Annotated in this window: 21 protein-coding genes and 1 tRNA gene; 11 read left to right on the top strand and 11 right to left on the bottom strand. The window is 72.1% G+C overall.

Annotated features, from left to right (window positions below):
- Positions 1-105 precede the first annotated feature (105 nt).
- Positions 106-1,263, bottom strand: coding sequence for a P1 family peptidase (locus FVS66_RS07170; protein ID WP_149180149.1), 1,158 nt, complete (start codon positions 1,261-1,263; stop codon positions 106-108).
- A 51-nt stretch (positions 1,264-1,314) separates the two neighbouring features.
- The gene (locus FVS66_RS07165; protein WP_149180148.1) at positions 1,315-2,544 is read right to left on the bottom strand and encodes a low temperature requirement protein A; all 1,230 of its coding nucleotides are present in this window, start codon (positions 2,542-2,544) and stop codon (positions 1,315-1,317) included.
- Between the two features lie 217 nt (positions 2,545-2,761).
- Between FVS66_RS07165 and FVS66_RS07160 the strand changes: the two genes are divergently transcribed.
- Positions 2,762-2,971, top strand: a complete 210-nt coding sequence (locus FVS66_RS07160) for a hypothetical protein (RefSeq protein WP_149180147.1) — start codon at positions 2,762-2,764, stop codon at positions 2,969-2,971.
- Between the two features lie 137 nt (positions 2,972-3,108).
- Here the strand turns inward: FVS66_RS07160 and FVS66_RS07155 are convergent, their stop codons facing one another.
- The 5 genes from FVS66_RS07155 to FVS66_RS07130 all read right to left on the bottom strand — a co-directional run bounded on the left by FVS66_RS07155 (position 3,109) and on the right by FVS66_RS07130 (position 8,502).
- Positions 3,109-3,663, bottom strand: a complete 555-nt coding sequence (locus FVS66_RS07155; protein WP_222946906.1) for an RcpC/CpaB family pilus assembly protein — start codon at positions 3,661-3,663, stop codon at positions 3,109-3,111.
- 369 nt (positions 3,664-4,032) lie between these two features.
- The gene (locus tag FVS66_RS07150; protein WP_149180145.1) at positions 4,033-4,869 is read right to left on the bottom strand and encodes an S-methyl-5'-thioadenosine phosphorylase; all 837 of its coding nucleotides are present in this window, start codon (positions 4,867-4,869) and stop codon (positions 4,033-4,035) included.
- A gap of 140 nt (positions 4,870-5,009) precedes the next feature.
- The gene (locus tag FVS66_RS07145) at positions 5,010-5,345 is read right to left on the bottom strand and encodes an FmdB family zinc ribbon protein (protein WP_149180144.1); all 336 of its coding nucleotides are present in this window, start codon (positions 5,343-5,345) and stop codon (positions 5,010-5,012) included.
- 68 nt (positions 5,346-5,413) lie between these two features.
- Positions 5,414-6,694 (bottom strand): MFS transporter, encoded by a 1,281-nt coding sequence (locus FVS66_RS07140; protein ID WP_149180143.1) that lies wholly within the window; start codon positions 6,692-6,694, stop codon positions 5,414-5,416.
- Positions 6,695-7,050: 356 nt separating this feature from the next.
- Positions 7,051-8,502, bottom strand: a complete 1,452-nt coding sequence (locus tag FVS66_RS07130; protein WP_399225038.1) for a potassium/proton antiporter — start codon at positions 8,500-8,502, stop codon at positions 7,051-7,053.
- A 526-nt stretch (positions 8,503-9,028) separates the two neighbouring features.
- On the opposite strand from FVS66_RS07130, the gene FVS66_RS07125 reads away from it, so the two are divergent.
- Entirely contained in the window at positions 9,029-11,833 is a 2,805-nt protein-coding gene (locus FVS66_RS07125) for a penicillin acylase family protein (RefSeq protein WP_149180141.1), read from the top strand.
- Between the two features lie 9 nt (positions 11,834-11,842).
- Here FVS66_RS07125 and FVS66_RS07120 read toward each other — a convergent pair whose 3' ends face one another.
- Positions 11,843-12,517 carry a 5-formyltetrahydrofolate cyclo-ligase gene (locus FVS66_RS07120; protein ID WP_149180140.1) on the bottom strand — a complete coding sequence of 225 codons (675 nt, stop codon included), beginning with the start codon at positions 12,515-12,517 and terminating at the stop codon, positions 11,843-11,845.
- Positions 12,518-12,596: 79 nt separating this feature from the next.
- Here FVS66_RS07120 and galU point away from each other — a divergent pair, with 79 nt between their 5' ends.
- The 8 genes from galU to FVS66_RS07080 all read left to right on the top strand — a co-directional run bounded on the left by galU (position 12,597) and on the right by FVS66_RS07080 (position 19,251).
- On the top strand, positions 12,597-13,499 hold the full coding sequence (gene galU / locus FVS66_RS07115) for a UTP--glucose-1-phosphate uridylyltransferase GalU (RefSeq protein ID WP_149180139.1): 903 nt from the start codon (positions 12,597-12,599) through the stop codon (positions 13,497-13,499).
- 14 nt (positions 13,500-13,513) lie between these two features.
- Complete coding sequence (glp, locus tag FVS66_RS07110) at positions 13,514-14,821, top strand: gephyrin-like molybdotransferase Glp (RefSeq protein ID WP_149180179.1); 1,308 nt, start codon at positions 13,514-13,516, stop codon at positions 14,819-14,821.
- Between the two features lie 91 nt (positions 14,822-14,912).
- On the top strand, positions 14,913-15,392 hold the full coding sequence (gene moaC / locus FVS66_RS07105) for a cyclic pyranopterin monophosphate synthase MoaC (RefSeq protein ID WP_149180138.1): 480 nt from the start codon (positions 14,913-14,915) through the stop codon (positions 15,390-15,392).
- Positions 15,389-15,877, top strand: coding sequence for a MogA/MoaB family molybdenum cofactor biosynthesis protein (locus FVS66_RS07100; RefSeq protein ID WP_149180137.1), 489 nt, complete (start codon positions 15,389-15,391; stop codon positions 15,875-15,877). Before moaC ends, FVS66_RS07100 begins: the two co-directional genes overlap by 4 nt.
- Positions 15,874-16,497: a GNAT family N-acetyltransferase gene (locus FVS66_RS07095; protein ID WP_149180136.1), complete on the top strand. Its 624-nt coding sequence runs from the start codon at positions 15,874-15,876 to the stop codon at positions 16,495-16,497. The genes FVS66_RS07100 and FVS66_RS07095 overlap by 4 nt, the downstream gene beginning before the upstream one ends.
- Positions 16,498-16,636: 139 nt before the next feature.
- A complete protein-coding gene (glpR, locus tag FVS66_RS07090; RefSeq protein WP_149180135.1) occupies positions 16,637-17,788 on the top strand; it encodes a gephyrin-like molybdotransferase receptor GlpR in 1,152 nt (383 codons plus the stop codon).
- An 82-nt stretch (positions 17,789-17,870) separates the two neighbouring features.
- A tRNA-Ala gene (locus FVS66_RS07085) sits at positions 17,871-17,944 on the top strand.
- 491 nt (positions 17,945-18,435) lie between these two features.
- The gene (locus FVS66_RS07080) at positions 18,436-19,251 is read left to right on the top strand and encodes a DUF4253 domain-containing protein (protein WP_149180134.1); all 816 of its coding nucleotides are present in this window, start codon (positions 18,436-18,438) and stop codon (positions 19,249-19,251) included.
- Positions 19,252-19,460: 209 nt separating this feature from the next.
- On the opposite strand, the gene FVS66_RS07075 is transcribed toward FVS66_RS07080, so the two are convergent.
- The 3 genes from FVS66_RS07075 to FVS66_RS36750 all read right to left on the bottom strand — a co-directional run bounded on the left by FVS66_RS07075 (position 19,461) and on the right by FVS66_RS36750 (position 20,282).
- On the bottom strand, positions 19,461-19,694 hold the full coding sequence (locus FVS66_RS07075) for a hypothetical protein (RefSeq protein ID WP_149180133.1): 234 nt from the start codon (positions 19,692-19,694) through the stop codon (positions 19,461-19,463).
- Positions 19,695-19,831: 137 nt separating this feature from the next.
- Positions 19,832-20,149, bottom strand: a complete 318-nt coding sequence (locus FVS66_RS07070; protein WP_149180132.1) for a hypothetical protein — start codon at positions 20,147-20,149, stop codon at positions 19,832-19,834.
- Positions 20,150-20,195: 46 nt separating this feature from the next.
- Positions 20,196-20,282, bottom strand: a complete 87-nt coding sequence (locus FVS66_RS36750) for a hypothetical protein (protein WP_399225050.1) — start codon at positions 20,280-20,282, stop codon at positions 20,196-20,198.
- Between the two features lie 193 nt (positions 20,283-20,475).
- Between FVS66_RS36750 and FVS66_RS07060 the strand changes: the two genes are divergently transcribed.
- Positions 20,476-21,099 carry a beta/gamma crystallin domain-containing protein gene (locus FVS66_RS07060; RefSeq protein WP_149180131.1) on the top strand — a complete coding sequence of 208 codons (624 nt, stop codon included), beginning with the start codon at positions 20,476-20,478 and terminating at the stop codon, positions 21,097-21,099.
- Positions 21,100-21,176 lie beyond the last annotated feature (77 nt).

The raw sequence follows: 21,176 nt of genomic DNA, 5'->3' as shown, positions 1-21,176 counted from the left end.
TTACTCGATGCTTGCTCAAGGTAGTGCCTCGGTACGACAACGCGTCCGGCTTCCGTGAAACGAAGGGCGCACAGAGCGAGTTCCCGCGCGCCCCCGTTCACCCGGTCAACGACCCGGTCTCGCTCCTCCGTTCAGATCGCCCTCGCCCGCCACGCCGGGCAGCCCGGGCAGGGGGCCGTACAGGCCGCGGTACGAGGGGAAGTCGCCACCCGGACCCGACACATCCCGCGCGGCCAGCACCGCCCGTACGATGGCTCGCGCCACCACCTCGGCCGCCGCCGCCAGCACCGCGTTCAGGGCCAGCGGGTCGCGCCCCTCGGAGAGCGGGCGTGCGCCGGTCGCGAGCGTGAAAACCGTGTCGCCGTCGTTCAGCAGATGCACCGGCCGCACGGCGCGCGCGATGCCGTCGTGCGCCGTACCCGCCGCCTTCTGAGCCTGCGCCCGCGTCAGTTCCGCGTCCGTGCCCACGACGACGAGGGTCGTGTTCATCGGCGGCATACCGCTGCGCTCCCGCGCCTCCGCCAGCCGTAGCGCCGCCGCCGCGCGCACCTCCGGGTCCGGGTACGCGACCCGCCCCGAGCCGTCGTCCGCCGCGAAGCGGGTGTCGCCGTACGCCCCGTACAGCACCCCCGTCGCCGGGTCGACGGGCGAACCCACGCCGTTGGCGACGGCCAACGCGCCCACCGTCACCCCCGAACTCTCCAGCACCGTACTCGCCGTACCCACGCCTCCCCTGAGCCCGCCGACCACCGCGCCCGTGCCCGCACCCACGCACCCGCACTCCACCGGCGCCCCCGGCTCCGCCGCCGCGGCGGCCTCCACTGCGGCCCGCCCGGTCGCCGCGCCCGGCCGCGCCCGCCAGTCACCGCCCCTTCCCAGGTCGAACAGGCATGCCGCCGGCACCACGGGCACCACCTGCGTGGGCTCCGGCCCGACCCGGACCCCGCGCCCCCGCTCCTCCAGCCACGCCATCACCCCCGACGCCGCGTCCAGCCCGTACGCGCTGCCGCCTGTCAGTACGACGGCCTCGACCCGCTGGACGAGATTGCGCGGGTCCAGCGCGTCCGTCTCGCGCGTCCCCGGGCCCCCGCCGCGTACGTCCACCGCCGCGACCGCACCGCCCTCCGGTGTCAGCACGACCGTCGTGCCGCTCAGCGCCCCTTCGCCCGGCACACGCGCGTGGCCCACGCGAAGGCCGGCCACATCTGTGAGCCCGTCCGTGATCCCGTCTTTGCGCCCGTCCGCCGATGCCTTGGAATCCATGCCCACTGCCTAGCACGCGCAGCCCCATGAGCGGCACCACGCCTGGCCGGATCACTCCGCGCCGGCACCCTCCTGGTCTGTCCGTGACCTGGGCGTTCCGTCCGTGCCCCGGGCAGCCGTCCGCGCTGTCAGTGTGACGCCCGTCGCCACCGCGGCCGCTGCGACGAGCCCCGCCACGAGGACGGCCCAGTCCCCAGTGAAGGTGCAAAGCACGATCGCCAGCGCCGCGACCGGCAGCACCAGCTGCTGGGCCAGGCCCGCCTTGAAGTACCGCGCGTGCAGCGCCCACACCAGCAGCAGGAACAGCGCCGAGGGCAGTGTCACGGCGGCCGCCGCCGAGGTCGCCGCGATGTGCACCTCGCCCACCGCATGCTCCACCGCGACCTCGATGCCCGCACCGATCGCCGCCGCTGAAGCGAAGATCAAATAGTGCCCGTACCCCCAGAGGAAGCCCTCCCTGTTGGACCGGAGCCGGCCATGGACCGGGACGGCGAAGTAGATCCACCACGCGGCGAACACCAGCAGCAGCCCGCCCGCGGCGATCGGCAGCAACTCGTCTAGGGCGTTGTTCTCCTCGGCGCCCGACTTCACGGCCACGGTCGCCGCCGCGATGGTCTCGCCCAGCACGATGATTGTGAACAGCCCGTACCGCTCCGCGATATGGGCGGCGTGCCAGCTGGTGCTGAACTCCCGCTCGGCGAGCGGCGGCACAGACATCTCCAGGAGTGCCATCACCAGGAACACCCACGGCCTGGCCGGCTCCGGCGCGAACAGCAGAGCGCTCCAGCCGAGCTGGCAGGCGAGCACGCCGGTCGCGTACCGGAGGGCCATCGTCCGCTCGGCGCCGGACGCGTCCCGGGCGGCGCGCAGCCACTGGGAGGCGAGCGCGAGCCGCATCACCACGTAGCCGAGCCACACCAGCAGGAAGTCGTGCTCGGTGAACGCCTGTGGGACACCGGCCGCGAGGACCAGCACACCGGCGATCTGGATGAGCGTCATCACCCGGTACAGGGCGTCGTCGTTGTCGTACGCCGACGCGAACCAGGTGAAGTTCATCCACGCCCACCAGATGGCGAAGAACACCATCGCGTAGTCGCCGATGCCCTCCCCGGCGTGGCCCTCGGCGATGGCGTGCACCAGCTGGATGCCCGCCTGGGCGACCGCCACGACGAAGCACAGGTCGAAGAAGAGCTCGAGAGGCGTCGCGCCGCGGTGCTCCTGGCCGCGGTCGCGCGACACCAACGGCCGGAGGGGCCGCGCGCTGGATGTCGGCTGTGTCATGGGTCACAGGAGAGCAGAGCGGCTGCCCGGGAGCGGACAGACGCGCCAGGCCACCCCTGCGGCGGGCGGCCCAGCAGGCCGCGCTGGGTGGCCTCGGGCCCGGACCGGCGGGCGGCCGTCGGCTCGCCGAGGCAGGGGATGCCGGGGAGGCCGTGGGGCCCGGGGAGACAGGGGAGACCGGCGACGCCACGAAGTGAATTCCGCGTACGCTGAACGTATGAGTACCGCCCCCGCCCCCGGACCGCGTGATCCGGAGACCCGGCCCGCGCCGAAGAAGAAGACGCCGGCGCTGAGCTTCGACGATCCGCTGGACCAGCAGTCCGCGGACGATACGGACCGTGGGTGGGGCGAGCGGGCTCCGGGTGGTGACGGCGGAGCCGACGACTTGGCGCGCTTCCTCGACGAGAAGCCGCCGCACCACATCTGAGCGCCGCACCACCCCCGACCACAGCACCGCCGCCCTGGCGCGGAACCGGCCGATCGCGGTTACGGGGTGCGGACCGCCGCGGTGATCGGGAAGCTGAGCGTCGCGCTGAGCACCGAACCCCACAGGGCACGCGCGAGTCAGCACAGGGTCACCACCAGTCGCGACACGGCACCCGCGGCCGCCAGTCCGGTGGCGGTCGCCCGCGGCACGGCCAGGACGACGAGCGCCCCGCCGGCGCCGCCTTCCACCGGTACCGGCTCCATGCGCGGCACGTCCGTCACGCGGACACCCGCCGCCACCACCCGCGCCTCCGGCCCGCCGTCGTCCCCCGACGTGTCGGCCGCGGTGACCGGCGCGGCGATGACGTCCACCCGGTCGCCAGGCCGCAGCAGCCGTACCGTCGCGCCGTCAGCGATCCGTACCGGAGCCGACACCAGCGCCGGCGTGCCACCCTGTGCCGGTCCGTGCGGCCCCGGCTGAGCCGTCACCGAGACCGTGCGTGCCGTGTCCGCGGGGCCCGGCCGCTCGACCGCCGCGGGCTCCCGGAACCCCGAAGCCGCCAGCGCGGCCGCCGTCATCGCCAGTCCGGCCGCCATGGCCCGCCGCCCGCGCCGCACCGTCCGCCGCAACCCGTACCGCCCACCCCGCACCCGCAGCGGCGCGAACTGCGGCACGGCACACGTCTCCGGCACGAAGGAGACCGGGGGAGGGGCGGGCGAAGGAGAGGGAGCGGTGGCAGCAGAAGGGGAGGGGGGCGAGAGAAGGGAAAGGGAGGGAAGGGAAAGGGAGGGCGAGGAGGGGAAGGAGGAGCCGCGGGGAGTCATGGCGGTACCGCCTGTTCGTGAGAGGACCGGCGTCGGCGGATCGCCGACGCCCCTCACCATCCCGCGTTTCCGGCGAGCCCGCTCCGGCCTGTGGACGGCCTCCCCACCTGTGGAAAAGTCCGTCACCCCGACGCGCAGGCCGCCCCGACGTACAGGCCCACCCCGACGTACAGGCCCACCCCGACGTGCGGGCCGCCCCGACGCGCGTGCCCACCCGCCCAGAACGCCCCGCCTCGGCTACGGCAGCTCGATCCCCAGGTCCCAGCCGTCGTGCGCATGCGTGCACAGACATGAGCGGCTGTCCTCCGCCGGCAGCGCAGCCACCGCGTCGAAGAGCACGGCCCGGAGCCGCTCGACGTTGTCCGCGAACACCCGCAGCACCTCGGTGTGCGACACGCCCTCGCCGGTCTCGGCGCCGGCGTCCAGGTCCGTCACCAGGGCCATCGACGTGTAGCAGAGTCCGAGCTCCCGGGCGAGTACGGCCTCGGGGTGGCCGGTCATGCCGACGACGGACCAGCCCATGGCCGCGTGCCACCGGGACTCGGCGCGGGTCGAGAAGCGCGGGCCCTCCACGACCACCATCGTGCCGCCGTCCACGGCGGCCCAGCCCCGGCCCTGCGCGGCCATGAGCGCCACCTTGCGCCCGTCCGGGCAGTACGGGTCGGCGAACGTCGTATGGACGACGTTCGGCACGGTGCCGTCCGGCAGCGGCTCACCGTCGAAGTAGGTCTGGACGCGCGACTTCGTACGGTCGACCAGCTGGTCCGGCACCAGCAGCGTGCCCGGTCCGTACTCGGCCCGCAGACCGCCGACCGCGCACGGCCCCAGGATCTGGCGCACGCCGACGGAGCGCAGCGCCCACAGGTTGGCCCGGTAGTTGATGCGGTGCGGCGGCAGCCGGTGGTCCCGGCCGTGCCGCGGCAGGAAGGCGACCCGGCGCCCGGCGATCTCGCCGAGGAACAGGGAGTCGCTGGGGCTGCCGTACGGGGTGGTGACCTTGTGTTCCGTCACGTTCTCCAGGAAGGAGTAGAAGCCGGAACCGCCGATCACGCCGATCTCTGCGTTCGTCGCCATGCGGCTCACCCTAGACGCGGCCGGGCCCACCCCGGGAGCGGGGCCTCGCGCGCGTAGTCGGGCGTACGCGTACCGTACGTGTACGCCGAAGGCCCCGCCGTACGGGACGGCAGGGCCCAAGCGGACAGATCAGTGGGCGGTCAGGCGGCCGAGCTGGTGCTGCCGCTGCCACCGGTGCTCGACGCCGCAGGCTTCGTGCCGGAGGAGGACGAAGAGGACGAAGAGGACGAGGAGGACTCGGAGGACGTGGACGACCCCGAAGAGGACTTCGACGACGCGGGCGTGCTGCTCGACGACGCGCCACGGCTGTCGTTGCGGTAGAAGCCGGAGCCCTTGAAGACGATACCGACCGCCGAGAACACCTTCTTGAGGCGTCCCTCGCAGCTCGGGCACTCGGTCAAGGCGTCATCGGTGAACTTCTGCACCGCCTCGAGGCCCTCGCCGCACTCGGTGCACTGGTACTGGTAGGTCGGCACTTGTCTTCCTCCTGGCACTCTCACTCGATGAGTGCTAACGACGAACAATAGTGACGCATTCCGTCGCGTCAGTCCACCGTCACCGGCACTCGGTGACCGATGCCACGCGCCACGGTCCGGGTCGAGGGACGCGCCACCAGCCGGGACCGGAGCGCGACCAGGGTGGCCAGGGCCAGTGCCGTACCGCCCAGCGGCACCAGGAACCCGGCGGCCGAGCCGTACCCGTCCGCGAGCCGTCCGGCGACCGTCACTGCGGCGGCCTGGCCCAGCGCGACCGCGCCGGTGAGCCAGGTGAACGCCTCGGTGCGGGCGGAGGCCGGGACCAGGGACTCGACCAGCGTGTAGCCGGTGATCAGCGCGGGGGCGATGCACAGGCCCACGACCAGGCCGAGCACCCCGAGCAGTGCCACGGACTGCGCGGACCACAGCAGCGAGGCGGCCGCGGTCAGCGCCGCGTACCCGAGGATCAGGCGGCGCCGCGGCCCGGTCTTCCAGGCGATCGCGCCGACGGCGATGCCCGCCAGCATGTTGCCGGCCGCGAACAGCCCGTACAGGAGGCCGTTGACGCCCGGGTTGCCGATCTCCTCGGTGAACGCGGTCAGGGAGACCTGCATACCGCCGAAGACGGAGCCGATCCCGAGGAACGCCACGGCCAGCACGCGCACGCCCGGCGCGGGGAGCGCCGACGCGCGCTGCTGCCGCCCCGAGGCGGGGGCCGACTGCCCGTGGGCGGGCTGGGTGCGCTTCTGGGCGGCGAAGAACAGACCGCCGGCCAGGGTCAGGAACGCCTCCGCGGCCAGACCGGCCGCCGGATGTACGCCGGTGCAGAGCGCGGTCGCGAGGACCGGGCCCACGACGAACGTGAACTCGTCGGTGACGGACTCGAACGCCGCCGCCGTCGACATGAGCGGCGAGCCCTCGAGCTTGGCCGCCCAGCGGGCCCGCACCATGGGGCCGACCTGCGGCACGGAGGCGCCGCTGGGTACCGCCGCGGCGAACAGCGCCCACAGGGGCGCGTCGGCCAGCGCGAGCACTGTCAGCAGGGAGACCGACGCGGCGTGCACCAGGACGCCGGGCACGAGGACGGCGCGCTGTCCGAAGCGGTCCGCGAGCTTGCCGCTCTGCGGGGCGAACAGGGCCATGGAGACCCCGGTGACCGCGGCGACGGCGCCGGCGGTGCCGTACGAGCCGGTGGTGTGCTGGACGAGGAGGACGATGCCGATGGTGAGCATCGCGAACGGCTGACGCGCCGCGAATCCGGGCAGCAGGAACGTCCATGCGCCAGGGGTGCGCAGCAGCTGCCCGTATCCGGGACGCTTCACCGCGTCAGAGGTGACCGTGGATGCCACGGCCCGTGCCTTTCTGCCGCCTGGTAGCGCTCCCCTGGATGCCGGGAGCCGCCGAGAGCTGTCCTCTTGCGCGGAAGCGCGGTAGATACCGGGGTCCCGCGGGTGGGGGGGGGGACACGGCCGCCATACGGTCGCGCCAGCCCTGCGTCAGGCAGAGTTGGTCGATCAGTGTGCCTTCATGGTACAGGGTGGTGGGGGTGAGGCGCCTGTGAAAGATGCGACTCCATGCTCAGGGCCCTGCGATTCTGTGATCAAGCTCCGCAAGAGGACCCGCCTCCGCATCCCCCGCGTCCCCCGCATCCCCCCGCGTCCCCCGCATCCCCCCGCGTCCCGCCCCACTCCGCGTCCCACGCCAGTCACGTCGTCCCGCCCGTCCCCAGCCAACCGGCGAGCTTGCCGCCCCGGCCGACGGCCATCAGCCGCCGTTCCGCCGCGTCCCGCACCGGGTCCGTCGCCACGACCAGCAGCTCGTCGCCGCGCCGCAGCACCGTCGACGGGGACGGAACGAAGCTCTTCCCGTCCCGTACGACGAGGGTGACCGCCGCACCGGGCGGCAGCCGCAGCTCCGCGACCTCCACGCCGTGCATCTTCGACTTCTCCGGGATGGAGAGCGACAGCAGATGCCCGCGCAGCCGCTCCAGGGGCGCCGATTCGACCCCCAGGTCGGTCGCCTCCGTCCCGTCGCCGAGCCGCAGCGCCCTCGCCAGCCAGGGCAGCGTCGGCCCCTGCACGAGCGTGTACACGACGACGAGGATGAAGACGATGTTGAAGACCTTCCGGCTGCCCGCGATCCCGGACACCATGGGGATGGTCGCCAGGATGATGGGTACGGCGCCGCGCAGGCCGGCCCAGGACATCAGGGCCTGTTCCTGCCAGGGGATACGGAAGGGCACCAGGCTCAGCAGGATGGACACGGGCCGGGCCACGGCCGTCAGGGCGAGACCGATCACCACCGCCGGCCAGAAGTCCTCGACCAGCTCGTGCGGGGTCACCAGGAGCCCCAGGAGTACGAACATCCCGATCTGGGCGATCCAGCCCAGGCCCTCGGCGAAGCCGCGGTTGGCGGGCTGGTGCGGCAGCTTGGCGTTGCCGAGGACCACGGACGCGAGGTACACGGCGAGGAAGCCGCTGCCGTGGGCGAGGGCGCCGGCCGCGTAGGCGAGGACGGCGATCGCCATCACGGCGATCGGGTACAGGCCGGAGGCGGGCAGGGCGACGCGCTTCAGGCCGTACGCGCCGAGGAAACCGGTCGCGAGGCCGACGCCCGCGCCGATGGCGAGCTCCAGCGCGATCTTCCCGACCAGGAAGTACCAGCTGTCCACGGGCCCGGTCGTCGAGAAGGCGACAACCAGGATGACGACGGGCGCGTCGTTGAACCCGGACTCGGCCTCCAGGGTGCCGGTCACCCGGGCGGGCAGGGGCACCTTGCGCAGCACCGAGAACACGGCCGCGGCGTCCGTCGACGAGACGACCGCGCCGATGATCAGCGACGGGCGCCAGTCGAGGCCCACCAGGTAGTGCGCGGCGGCCGCCGTGATGCCCACGCTCACCGCGATGCCGAAGGTCGCGAGCACGGCAGCTGCGGGCAGCGCGGGCCTGATCTCCTTCCACTTCGTGCCCAGGCCGCCCTCGGCGAGGATCACGACGAGGGCTCCGTAGCCGATGACCTGGGTCAGCTCGGCGTTGTCGAAGGCGACGCCGCCGATGCCGTCCTGGCCGATGGCGATCCCGATGCCGAGGTACAGGAGCAGGCTGGGCAGGCCGCTGCGTGAGGACACGCGCACCGCGACGACGGCGACGAGCAGCACGAGCGCCCCGAGGAGCAGGAGTTCGTTGAGCCGGTGGACAGTCAGTGGCCGAGCCTTCCAGGTCGTGCGGGTGCGGACGTGTTCAGTTGTGTACCGGCGTGCGGCCCGCGGTGTACGGGCACGGCCTGCCGCGGCCTACGCGCGCGTGGCCCTGCGCCCCGGGCCGGACGGGTCGACGAACCTGCCGACGGACCGCACGGCGGTCGGTGCCCGGCCACACATCGCGGCCACACATCGCGGCCGCACGCGGAGATCGTCCGCGCGGGCCGTCCACGCAGGCCGTACGCACAGGGACGTAGGCACAGGCCCTAGGCACCGGGCCGTACGCGCAGGCAGTACGTCACGGCAGCACGTCCGGCCGACAGCCGGTACTTCGTTACCTTACCTAACCTTTAACGATTACTTGACGCTTCCGCCGCCGCCCTTGAAGAGTCTCCTTACTGACACCGCGTCCGGGCGTGGTGAGCGCTGCGCCTATGGTTGCTCCCAGCACTCCAGGACCAAGCCTGCGCCTCGAAGGACAGCGATGCCCGCCAACACCACCGTCTCTTCCACCAAGAAGAAGGGGCGACGTGCCCGCTTGCTCGTGATCGCCCTGGTGCTGGCGCTCGTCGCGGGCGTCGGGTACGGCGCCTACTGGAGCGTCAGCACCATACGCGCGCCCTTCCCGCAGACCACCGGCACGCTCCAGCTGGCCGGGCTCTCCGGGCCCGTCGACGTCAAGCGCGACGGCTACGGCGTTCCGCAGATCTACGCGTCCACCGACGAGGACCTGTTCCGCGCCCAGGGCTATGTACAGGCGCAGGACCGCTTCTGGGAGATGGACGTCCGCCGCCACCTGACGGCCGGCCGCCTCTCCGAGATGCTCGGCAAGGACCTGGTCGACTCGGACGCCTTCCTCCGCACCCTGGGCTGGCACCGGGTGGCGCAGAAGGAGTACGACACCCTGCTGTCGGACGAGACCAAGAAGAACCTCCGGGCGTACGCGGAGGGCGTCAACGCGTACCTGAAGGACAAGGAGCCCGGCGACGTCTCCGTCGAGTACTCCGCCCTCGCCTTCTCCCACGACTACGAGATCGAGCCGTGGACCCCGGTCGACTCCGTCGCCTGGCTGAAGGCCATGGCCTGGGACCTGCGCGGCAACATGCAGGACGAGATCGACCGATCGCTGATGAAGAGCCGGCTCAGCGAGAAGCAGATAGAGGAGCTCTACCCGGACTACCCGTACGGCCTCCACCGCCCGATCGCCGACGGCTTCAAGGTGCCCGGCGACGGCGACGGCAAGGGCGACGGCGGGGACGGCGACGGAAGCACGGGCTCCGGCAGCGGCACCGGCAGCGACCTCCAGAACGGTGCCCAGGGCGCCGGGAGCGGCCAGAGCGGCCTGACCGGCCAGGGAAACCCGAACGGCGCCCAGAGCGGCGTCCAGGCCCAGTTCGCGGCCCTCTCCGAGGCTCTGGACGCCGTCCCGGCCCTGCTCGGTCCGAACGGCCACGGCATCGGCTCCAACTCCTGGGTCGTCTCCGGCAAGTACACGACCACCGGCAAGCCGCTCCTCGCCAACGACCCGCACCTCGCGCCGCAGCTGCCGTCCGTCTGGTACCAGATGGGCCTGCACTGCCGCGCCGTCTCCGACAAGTGCCGCTACGACGTGGCCGGCTACACCTTCGCCGGGCTGCCGGGCGTGATCATCGGCCACAACCAGGACATCGCCTGGGGCTTCACCAACCTCGGCGCCGACGTCACCGACCTCTACCTCCAGAAGGTCACCGACCGCGGCTACCTGCGCGGCACCGAGGAGGTGCCGTTCGAGACCCGCGACGAGGTCATCAAGATCGCCGGGGGCGGCAGCCGTACGATCACCGTGCGCACCACCAACAACGGGCCGCTCATCTCCGACCGCAGCAGCGAGCTGGAGAAGGTGGGCCGGAAGGCGCCCGTCACCAACTCCGCGCCCGACCGCGGCGACGGCTACGCGGTGTCCCTGCGCTGGACCGCCCTCGACCCGGGCAGGTCGATGGACGCCGTCTTCAAGCTGAACCGCTCCTCCGACTTCAAGGAGTTCCGGGATGCCGCCCGCGACTTCGAGGTGCCGTCCCAGAACCTGATCTACGCCGATGCCAAGGGTCCCGAGGGCCACATCGGCTACCAGGCGCCCGGCAAGGTCCCGGTCCGCGGCAAGGGCCACGACGGCACCTTCCCGGCGCCCGGCTGGGACCCCGCGTACGACTGGAAGAAGAAGCCCGTCCCGTTCGACGAGCTGCCGTACGAGGAGGACCCCGAGCGCGGCTACATCGTCACGGCGAACCAGGCCGTCGTGAACGCCGAATACCCCCACCTCCTCACCGAGGACTGGGGCTACGGCTCCCGCAGCCAGCGCATAAACGACCTCATCGAGTCGAAGATCAAGGACGGCGGCAAGATCTCGACCGATGACATGCGCACCATGCAGATGGACAACAGCAGCGAGATCGCCAAGCTGCTCACGCCCCTCCTGCTGAAGATCGACATCTCGGACCCGCAGGTTCGCGAGGCGCAGAGGCTGCTGGAGGGCTGGGACTACACCCAGGAGTCCGATTCCTCGGCCGCCGCGTACTTCAACGCGGTCTGGCGCAACGTCCTCAAGCTGGCATTCGGCGACAAGCTCCCCAAGGAGCTGCGTGTCGAGGGCGAGTGCCTCAACGTCCCGCCGGCCGACGCGACCGTCCCGGAGGACGAGCGGAACAAGCTCGTACGGGAGTGCGGCCTTCGCGCCCCCGACCTGGCGCAGCCGGACGGCGGCGACCGCTGGTACGAGGTGGTCCGCCCGCTCCTCAAGGACGAGGGGAACGCCTGGTGGCGCACCGCGGCCAACCGTACGGACGAGGCCACACAGACCCGTGACCAGCTGCTCGCCCGCGCCATGAAGGACGCCCGCTGGGAGCTGACGGCCCAGCTCGGCAAGGACGTCTCCACCTGGAGCTGGGGCCGTCTCCACCAGCTGAACCTGAAGAACCAGACGCTGGGCACCGGGGGCCCGAGCCTTGTGCGGTACCTGCTCAACCGCGGCCCGTGGAACCTGGCCGGCGGCGAGGCGGCGGTCAACGCCACCGGCTGGAACGCGGCGGGCGGCTACGAGGTCGTCTGGGTGCCGTCGATGCGGATGGTGGTCAACGTCGGCGACTGGGACAGGTCCCGCTGGATCAATCTCACCGGCGCCTCGGGCCACGCCTACAGTCCGCACTACACGGACCAGACGGACAAGTGGGCGCGGGGCGAGCTGCTCGACTGGCCGTTCAGCGAGAACGCGGTCGACGCGCGGAAGGCCGACCACCTGGTCCTCAAGCCGTGACCGGCTCCGCTAGGGCGCGGTGAAACGCCGTACGCCCTCGGGAGTCGCCACCGCGTGAACGGGGTGGTCGTGCGGTTCCTCCGGGACCCGGGCGACCACCTCGTGCGCGTAGAGCAGGACGACGAGCGCCGGGGCCGCCCCCGCGCGCGTGAGGCGGGCCAGGACCCGGTCGTACGAGCCGCCGCCCCGGCCCAGCCGCATGCCGCGCCCGTCCACGGCGAGGCCCGGAAGCAGCACCGCGTCGGCCGTCACCACCGCGTCCGGGCCGAGCCGGGGGCCCGACGGCTCCAGTAGCCCGAGCCGGGCCGGTGCGAGCCCCTCCGCACCCTCGTAGACGGCCCAGTCCAGATCGTTGTCGGCCATGAGCACCGGCAGGAGCACCCGTACGCCCCGCGTGCGCAGCGCGTCCAGCAGCGCGCGGGTGCCCGGTTCGCGCCCGACGGACACATACGCGGCGACCGTGCGCGCCCGCGCCAGCTCGGGCAGCTCCAGCGCGGTGTCCGCGAGAACCGCGGTGGCCCGGCGGACGTCCTCGGTGGTCAGGAGAGTCCGGGCGGCGAGCAGTTGCTTCCGCAGCCCGGCCTTGTCCGGAACCACGCCGGTCTCTTCCCCGTCCCGCTCGCCGCTCACGCCCCCACCCGCCGCCGTCTCCTCGGACACCGTCACCACACCAGTACCTCGCATTCCCCTATATCTCGTATATGAGGAGGAAGTTAACCGAAGGCTAATCTTCCTCCCATACCGAGCGGATATGGTGCTCCGCATGACTCAGTCGCACCCCAGGATCAGTAAGGCTGTCATCCCCGCCGCGGGACTCGGCACCCGGTTCCTGCCTGCCACGAAGGCCACTCCCAAGGAGATGCTGCCTGTCGTCGACAAACCCGCCATCCAGTACGTGGTCGAGGAGGCGGTGGGTGCCGGGCTGCACGACGTACTGATGATCACCGGGCGGAACAAGCGCCCCCTGGAGGACCACTTCGACCGGAACTACGAGCTCGAGGAGGCCCTCTACCGGAAGGGCGACCACGAGCGGCTGGACCGGATCAGGGCCTCGAACGACCTGGCCACCATGCACTACGTCCGCCAGGGCGACCCGCGCGGCCTCGGCCACGCCGTGCTGTGCGCCGCCCCGCACGTGGGCAGCCAGCCGTTCGCCGTGCTTCTCGGCGACGACCTGATCGACCCGCGCGACCCCCTGCTCGCCCGCATGGTGGAGGTCCAGGAGCGCGAGGGCGGCAGCGTCGTGGCCCTCATGGAGGTCGACCCCGCGCAGATCCACCTCTACGGCTGCGCCGCCGTCGAGCCCACCAACGAGGCCGACGTCGTCAAGGTGACCGACCTCGTGGAGAAGCCGGAGCCGGCGGAGGCGCCCAGCAACTACGCGATCATCGGCCGGTACGTCCTGGACCCGGCTGTCTTCGGGATACTGCGCGAGACGGAGCCGGGTCGCGGCGGTGAGATCCAGCTGACCGACGCCCTCCACAAGCTGGCCACGGACGAGCGGACCGGCGGCCCCGTCCACGGCGTCGTCTTCAAGGGCCGCCGCTACGACACCGGGGACCGCGGCGACTATCTTCGGGCGATTGTCAGACTCGCGTGCGAACGTGATGATCTGGGACCGGAGTTCCGGTCCTGGCTCCGCCGTTACGTCACCGAGGAGATGTAGGCCCTGTGAGCTCACTGAGCCCGGAGAGAACGACCTGGTCGGTGGACGAGCACCTGAAGGACATCCTGGGTGCCGTCCGCCCGCTCGACCCGATCGAGCTGCAGCTGCCCGACGCTCAGGGCTGCGTGCTGGTCGAGGACGTCACGGTGCCAGTCGCCCTGCCGCCCTTCGACAACAGCTCCATGGACGGCTACGCGGTGCGCGTGGCCGACGTCGCCGGGGTGAGCGAGGAGTTCCCCGCGGTGCTCACCGTCATCGGCGACGTCGCGGCCGGCACCGAGGGCCTCCCGACCGTCGGCCCCGGCGAGGCCGCCCGCATCATGACGGGCGCCCCCCTCCCGCCGGGCGCCGAGGCGGTCGTCCCGGTCGAGTGGACCGACGGCGGCGACGGCGCAGGAGCGGCAACCGGGATGCGCGCGGCCAGCGCCGCCCCCGAGGGCGCGAGCGGCGAGGTCCGGGTCCACCGCCCGGTCGAGGCCCGCGCGCATGTACGCGCGCGTGGCAGCGACGTGGCGGCCGGCGACCTGGCCCTCGCGGCCGGCACGGTCCTGGGGCCGCCGCAGCTCGGCCTGCTCGCCGCCATCGGGCGCGGCACGGTCCGGGTCCGTCCCCGCCCGCGCGTGGTCGTGCTCTCCACCGGCAGCGAGCTCGTCCAGCCCGGCGCCGAGCTGGGCCCCGGCCAGATCTACGACTCCAACAGCTTCGCCCTGGCCGCCGCCGCCCGGGACGCGGGCGCCATCGCCTACCGGGTCGGCGCCGTCACGGACGACGCCGACACGCTCCGCGCCACCATCGAGGACCAGCTGGTCCGCGCCGACCTCCTGGTGACCACGGGCGGCGTGAGCGTCGGCGCGTACGACGTGGTCAAGGAGGCCCTGTCGGCGGCGTCCGACGCGGACGAGCCGGGCAGCGGCGTCGAGTTCCGCAAGCTCGCCATGCAGCCGGGCAAGCCCCAGGGCTTCGGCTCCATCGGCCCGGACCACACGCCCCTGCTGGCCCTGCCCGGCAACCCGGTCTCCTCGTACGTCTCGTTCGAAGTGTTCGTACGGCCCGCGATCCGTACGCTCATGGGCCTGAAGGACGTCCACCGCCCCCGCGCGCGTGCCGTGCTCGCCGCCGCCGAGCCGCTGTCGTCGCCCGCCGGGAAGCGCCAGTTCCTGCGCGGGACGTACGACGCCGAGGCGGGTACCGTCACTCCTGTGGGCGGTGCCGGCTCGCATCTGATCGCCGCTTTGGCGCACGCCGACGCGCTCCTCGTCGTACCGGAGGACACCACGCGCGTGGAGCCCGGCAGCGAGCTGGAGGTGGTTCTCATCGGCTGAGCCGGCCCCACGCGGAGGGTGGCCGTGGCGGTACGGTGTCTGCCGCCGTGCCGACAAGACAACCGGCGCCAGAATCGCGAGGCGGAGTGCAGTGAGTACGCAAGGCAGCCTGACCCACATCGACGAGGCGGGGGCCGCCCGCATGGTGGACGTCTCCGCGAAGGACGTCACCGCCCGCACCGCACGCGCCAGCGGCCGGGTCCTCGTCTCCCCGCGCGTGGTGGAGCTGCTCCGCGGCGACGGCGTCCCCAAGGGCGACGCGCTCGCCACGGCCAGGATCGCCGGGATCATGGGCGCCAAGCGCACCCCGGACCTCATCCCGCTGTGCCACCCGCTCGCCGTGTCCGGCGTGAAGCTGGACCTGGCGGTGGCCGACGACGCCGTCGAGATCACCGCGACCGTGAAGACCACCGACCGCACGGGCGTGGAGATGGAGGCCCTGACGGCGGTCTCCGTGGCGGCGCTGACGGTCGTCGACATGGTCAAGGCGGTCGACAAGGGAGCCGTCATCACCGACGTACGGGTGGAGGAGAAGACGGGCGGCAAGTCCGGGGACTGGAGCCGGAAGTGACGTACCGCGCGCTGGTGATCACCGCCTCCAACCGTGCCGCGGCCGGGGTGTACGAGGACAAGGGCGGCCCCATACTCGCCCACGGGCTGACCGCGCTCGGCTTCACCGTCGAAGGCCCGCAGGTCGTCCCCGACGGCGACCCGGTCGAGGCCGCGCTGCGCGCGGGCGTGGCCGCCGCGTACGACGTGATCGTCACCACCGGCGGCACCGGCGTCTCGCCCACCGACGCCACCCCCGAGGCCACCCGCCGCGTGCTCGACCACGAGGTGCCCGGCATCCCGGAGGCGATCCGCGCGTACGGCCGCGACAAGGTCCCGACGGCCGCGCTGTCCCGCGGCCTGGCCGGGGTCGCCGGCCGCACCCTGATCGTCAACCTGCCGGGCTCCACCGGCGGCGTACGCGACGGGCTCGCCGTCCTGGAGCCGCTCCTCGTCCACGCGGTCGACCAGCTGCGCGGCGGCGACCACCCGAGACCCGCGTCATGAACCCGGCCTGGCCCGCGACGCTGGCGGACGGCGACGTGGTCCTCCGCCCGATAAGGGCGCGCGACCAGAAGGCATGGCGCGAGGTCAACCAGCGCAACCGCGACTGGCTGCGCCCCTGGGAGGCCACCATCCCGCCCGCGGCGCCCGGCGCCCCGTTCGTCCAGCGGCCCACGTACCGCCAGATGGTCCGCCACCTGCGCGCGGAGGCCAACGCGGGCCGGATGCTGCCGTTCGTCATCGAGTACCGGGGGCGGCTGGTCGGCCAGCTGACGGTCGCCGGGATCACCTGGGGCTCCATGTGCTCCGGGCACGTCGGCTACTGGGTCGACCAGGAGGTGGCCGGCCGTGGCGTGATGCCGACGGCGGTGGCCCTGGCGGTCGACCACTGTTTCCGCTCGGTGGGACTGCACCGGATCGAGGTGTGCATTCGCCCGGAGAACGTGCCGAGCCGCCGGGTCGTGGAGAAATTGGGATTCCGCGAGGAGGGCCTGCGCCCCCGCTACCTCCATATCGACGGCGCGTGGCGGGACCACCTGGTCTTCGTGCTGACGGCGGAGGAGGTGCCGGAGGGCCTGGTGCGCCGCTGGCACAGGTCGCGCCGGGAACACCCCGCAAAATAATTCATGTGTTCGAATTCAGTCGCGCTCGACCACAATCGATCTGAACAATCAAAAAAAAGTCAGTGATATCAGCCAGATCGTGCGACACACCGGCCCAATTGGCCGATGGGCTCACGCGAACACCTCTACCGTGTGAGACGTGAGCAGCAGCGGCCTCATCTACGCAGTCATCGTCGGAGCCTGGGCCGCCTACCTGGTGCCGATGTGGCTCCGCAGGCAGGACGAGCTGAACGAGGCTCGACCGACGGAACGCTTCAGCACCGCCATCCGGCTCCTGTCCGGACGGGCGGGGATGGAGCGCCGGTACGCCAAGGAGCTGCGCGCGCGCGACGCCGACGACGAGGACAGGCGGGCGCCCGACGTGGACCCGGACGCGAAGACCGAGCTGATCGACTCGGTCGACGTCCGGGCCTTCGCCGCGCCCCCGGACCACACGGAAGCCCGGCTGGAGCTCCCTGGCGAGGCGCACTCGAGGTCCCCGGGCGGCGGCCCCTCGGAGGCGGCCCGGGGCGCCGGTCCCTCGGAGGCGCAGGGCGGCGCGACTTCCCCCGGCCCCCGCCGACGACCGGCGACGCGCCTCGCCGCCTCCCGCACGGCCGCGGAGCGGGCCCGCCGCTCCCGGGTGCTGGCCAGGCGCCGCCGTACGACCGTGATCCTGTTCTTCGCTTTCACGCTGGGCGCGATCGCCGCGGCCGTCGGCGGACTCACCTTCCTGTGGGCGCCCGGCATCCCGGCGGTGCTGCTCAGCGCGTACATCGTCTACCTGCGCCGACAGGAGCGCCGCCGCTTCGTGTACGTCATGGACCGGCGCCGCGCCGAGGCCGCCGCCCAGCGCCTCCGCGAGAACCGGAGCCGCCCGCCGCGCCGCGGCCGCCCCCCGGCCCCGCACCAGGACGACGAGGCGCCCGCCCACCCCGAACCCACACCGGCGGTCTCCCCCGCGGAGGCGGGCCGCCGCGCGGTCGTCGAGCAGACGGACCACGCGGAGTGGGTCGACCAGCAGCGCGACCGGGGCCCGGCCCGCGGCGACAGCTGGGACCCCGTCCCGGTCCCGCTGCCCACCTATGTCACCGCCCCCGTCGCCCCGCGCGCCACGGGCGGCGTCGACGTCACCGACCCGGAGACCTGGAGCGCCGCCCGCTCCTCCCCGGCGGAGCCCACCCCGCCCCCACCCACCCGCAAGAACCCGAACCCGTCCGCCACGGCCCCCCGCCGCCCCCGCGACCACGGCCGGACACCGCTCTTCGACCAGTACGCCGACGAAGACCGCCCCCGCGCGGCCAACGAGTGACCCGTGATCCACATCTCCGGGCCCGCCCGGCAACGGATTTCCGAGCACCCCGATCGGGATGCTAATGTTTCACACGTCGCAAGGGCCTGTGGCGCAGACTGGTAGCGCACCTCGTTCGCATCGAGGGGGTCAGGGGTTCAAATCCCCTCAGGTCCACGCACGACTGTTCTTGAGTTGGTTCAGGAAGAGTTCACAAGATCCCGTCCGATCTGATTGATCGGGCGGGATCTTGGCGTTTCCGGGGTCTGTTCGAGGCGGTGTCCGAATGCGGGCGGGTCCTGGGGTGGTTGCCCGATGGAGACCGGGTGGCGATCCGGGGTGATTCGGGTGTGTGGGAGGCGGCGGGGCCTCTCCTGGGCGTGCGGCATCCCGCTGGCTCGTTCTGGGGCGTCAGGTGGTCGTGTGGCGGGCCGACCTTCTGGGCGGTGGCAGGCCGGCCGTGTCGGGGGGCGGGGTCACGGATCCGGTGGGCGGGGTGATCGCGGGCGGGGACCCGACCTTCCTGGCCAGAGCGCTTCAGGCCGCCACGATCCAAGAGTGAATCCGTATGGCCGGAAGGCGGTCAGCAGGGTGTCAACCGGCCCCTGAGCCACCACCGGAGCCCGGCCACGAGGAGCGCTGTCGGACCCCTCCCCTACTGTCGTCGCATGGTGACGGAGACGAACAACCTGCCCGGGCTCGCGGCCGACCCGAGCCGGCGGGCGCTCGGGCTCGACCTCCCCTCGGGGAGGCTGTTGAACGAGACATACCAGGGACCCTGGCCGTATCCGCTGATGTGGCTGGCCGATGCGCGTGCCGTGCCCGGGCAGTGGTCAGCGCAGGAGGCCGCGCGCCGGGCGGCGGACCTCGTGCCGGTGCTGGTGGACGTCGGCGGCCCGTCGGGCGACCCGGAGGGCTGGGACCTGATGTGCGGAAACCTGTCCGATCCGGAGGACTTGGGCGCCGAGGAGATGTTGTCCTACCACTGGGCGGAGCTGCGGGAGAAGCGGGCCGGGGGAGTGGTGGCCCCCTTCGATGCGCCGTGGCCGGGACTCGCCGGGGCGGTGTCGTCCGACGTCGACCCCGATGTACAGGCCGCCCAGATGGCCGATGCCCTGTCAGGTGACGACTCCTGGTTGAAAGACCCCCGCCTCGCCCTGGTGTCCGCCGAATGCAACGCTGACATACCCGCGGCCATCGGCTGGTCCGGCGCGCTGCATCACGAGGACGACTCCGGTGTCCTCAGCGCCGTCCTGCGCAGTTGGGACGAGCGCTTCGGCACCCGGGTCGTGGCGCTCACCGCGAACCGGCTCGTTCTCTCGGTCGCCGCGCCGCCCACCACGCTGGACCAGGCGGTGGCCGTGGCCGCCGAGCACGCCGCCTTCTGTCCTGACGACCTCGACCGGAGTCCTCACGCCACGCTGGAGGAGTACGCCGCCCACGCAGTCCTCGGGCGGCGTACCTGGGTCCACCACTGGGACTGATGGTCTCGTGGGGTCGGAGACATCGATGCCATGGCTTTCGGCCCTGCCGTTGAGGCCTTCGACGTTCGCTTGTTCGGGCCGGTAGGCGTCCTGCCAGGTGAGGTGGAGGTAGTGCCTCGCGGGTTTCCGGCAGACAACCGGGAACCGCTGCGTGGGTGGGTGTCGCCTGCCGCACGCACCTCGGTCGCGCACCGCGAGGTTCTCCGCGGTCATCCGTGACCGGGACCGCCGAATCGATTCATCCGGCCGAGGCGGAGGTGCTGACGCGGGGCGTAGACGTCGTCGACGAGTCGGTCGCAGCGGCACGAATCGCGGGGCGGGCGGTGCCAGGCGGGAATCGGAGTGGCGTCGGCGGCGATGCCGCCCCGCCAGCCCTTGAACAGGCCCCGGCCGTGCGCGAGGCGGACGCTGATCAGCGTCAGACGGCCACCGGCCTGCTGCACAGCTCCCGTCGGCGTGTGCGCTCGGTGTCCGTGTCCTCCCAGGCGGCCGCCACCGCCCTGGCCTCTTCGGCGGGAAGTCGGCGTCGGCGGTCGCAGCCCAACGGTAGACACGGCGGGAGAACGCGCCCCTGGCGTGGTCATCCGGCGCGGCTGCCGTCGGGAACGCCGAGCCGCGATCGTGCGGGGGCTCGCAGCTCATCGAGCAGCACGCGGCAGAAATCCGCGAGGCCGGCGCTGTGGTGGTGGTGCATCCCAGCTCGGCCGCGGTGGGTGCCATAGGTGCCGCCCGAATCAGCGTGGATCTGTTCCATCAGCGCCATGAGCTGCTTGTCGCGGAGCCGGCGGGCCGACTTCGGCCGCCTCTCGCGGACGAAGTACGTCGACGGCGACAGCTGAATAACCCGGCAGGCGGCATCGACCCCGAGATCGCGCCCGCTTCGACTCGGCGTTCTCATTGGGAGTTGCCTGAGCGCCTCGCGCTCGGCGGTTGTGAGCCGGTCGTCACGCTCGCCGGGCTCGGCCGGCCTGGCGGACCCAGCCGCGCAGAGCCTCCTTGTGGATGCCGAGGTCCTTGGCGACGTGGTCGATCGGCCGGCCGGCCGATGGTGCGGACCTGATCGCGTCCCGCTGAGTGGTGTAGCAGCGATCTTCGCGGGAGTGACCTCCACAGCCTCCCTCGGTTGAAGTCGGCGGTCATCTGTGCCGATGACGCAGGCTGACGAGCCGTCAGGGGCCCAGGGGCGCAGGGGCCCAGGGGCGGCTGACGCCTCTCATTCCTGGCATGACCTGCGGCTTTGCGCTTGATCGCTGTGCTGCCATGGTGCTGGTGGTTCTTCTTCGGCAGGGCCGTAACCGTGGTGTCGGGGAATCCATGAATCTCAGTACAGCCCACGTCGTCACGACCCGCGATGGGGGAGAGCGGCTGCGGCTCCTGAAGGCTTTGCCGTCTCTTTACAACCCGTTCTGCTGCCGCCTCGTCTCTCCACTCGATCCGCATCACTCTCAACTGGAGGACCCTGTGACGAAACGTCCGATCAGCCACATCCTGCGCCTGGCCGGTGTGACCACCGCAGCACTGCTGACCACTGTCACGACCGCCCTTCCCGCACACGCCGTCAACAGGACGGAGTGCGGCAACAGGACGGACTTCTTCAAGATCGAATCTGTGAACGGCACGCTCTGCTTCGCGAACGCCGGCGAAATGAACGTGGCCGTCTACGGGGTGAACTGGATCTCCACGGGCAACAACAAGGTGAAGTTCCGCTTCCAGGCCATCGAGGGCGATCCTCGCAGATACGAGATCAGCGCCAACAAGTGGGTTGCCTACAACCCTGTCGTGGACAGCTACGGGGTGGCCGAGCCGGGCAACCGGGTACACAAGATCGAGTGGATCAAGATCTACTGAGGGTGGAGGCGTCGCCTGCCCGCCCACGCGTTCCTCGCGGTGGCCGCTCCGGGGCGGCCACCGGACTCGTAGGCGGA

Origin of the sequence: Streptomyces sp. TRM49041 (assembly GCF_008271805.1) — a bacterium.
GTDB lineage: Bacteria > Actinomycetota > Actinomycetes > Streptomycetales > Streptomycetaceae > Streptomyces.
Note: the sequence above shows the minus strand (reverse complement) of the source record. Positions and strands in the feature narration are given on the sequence as shown.

Coding starts and splice junctions, on each gene's coding strand:
- FVS66_RS07170 (WP_149180149.1), bottom strand. CDS start 1,263: ATGGATTCCAAGGCATCGGCGGACGGGCGCAAAGACGGGATCACGGAC.
- FVS66_RS07165 (WP_149180148.1), bottom strand. CDS start 2,544: ATGACACAGCCGACATCCAGCGCGCGGCCCCTCCGGCCGTTGGTGTCG.
- FVS66_RS07160 (WP_149180147.1), top strand. CDS start 2,762: ATGAGTACCGCCCCCGCCCCCGGACCGCGTGATCCGGAGACCCGGCCC.
- FVS66_RS07150 (WP_149180145.1), bottom strand. CDS start 4,869: ATGGCGACGAACGCAGAGATCGGCGTGATCGGCGGTTCCGGCTTCTAC.
- FVS66_RS07125 (WP_149180141.1), top strand. CDS start 9,029: ATGCCCGCCAACACCACCGTCTCTTCCACCAAGAAGAAGGGGCGACGT.
- FVS66_RS07120 (WP_149180140.1), bottom strand. CDS start 12,517: ATGCGAGGTACTGGTGTGGTGACGGTGTCCGAGGAGACGGCGGCGGGT.
- galU (WP_149180139.1), top strand. CDS start 12,597: ATGACTCAGTCGCACCCCAGGATCAGTAAGGCTGTCATCCCCGCCGCG.
- FVS66_RS07095 (WP_149180136.1), top strand. CDS start 15,874: ATGAACCCGGCCTGGCCCGCGACGCTGGCGGACGGCGACGTGGTCCTC.
- FVS66_RS07080 (WP_149180134.1), top strand. CDS start 18,436: ATGGTGACGGAGACGAACAACCTGCCCGGGCTCGCGGCCGACCCGAGC.
- FVS66_RS07070 (WP_149180132.1), bottom strand. CDS start 20,149: ATGAGAACGCCGAGTCGAAGCGGGCGCGATCTCGGGGTCGATGCCGCC.
- FVS66_RS07060 (WP_149180131.1), top strand. CDS start 20,476: ATGACCTGCGGCTTTGCGCTTGATCGCTGTGCTGCCATGGTGCTGGTG.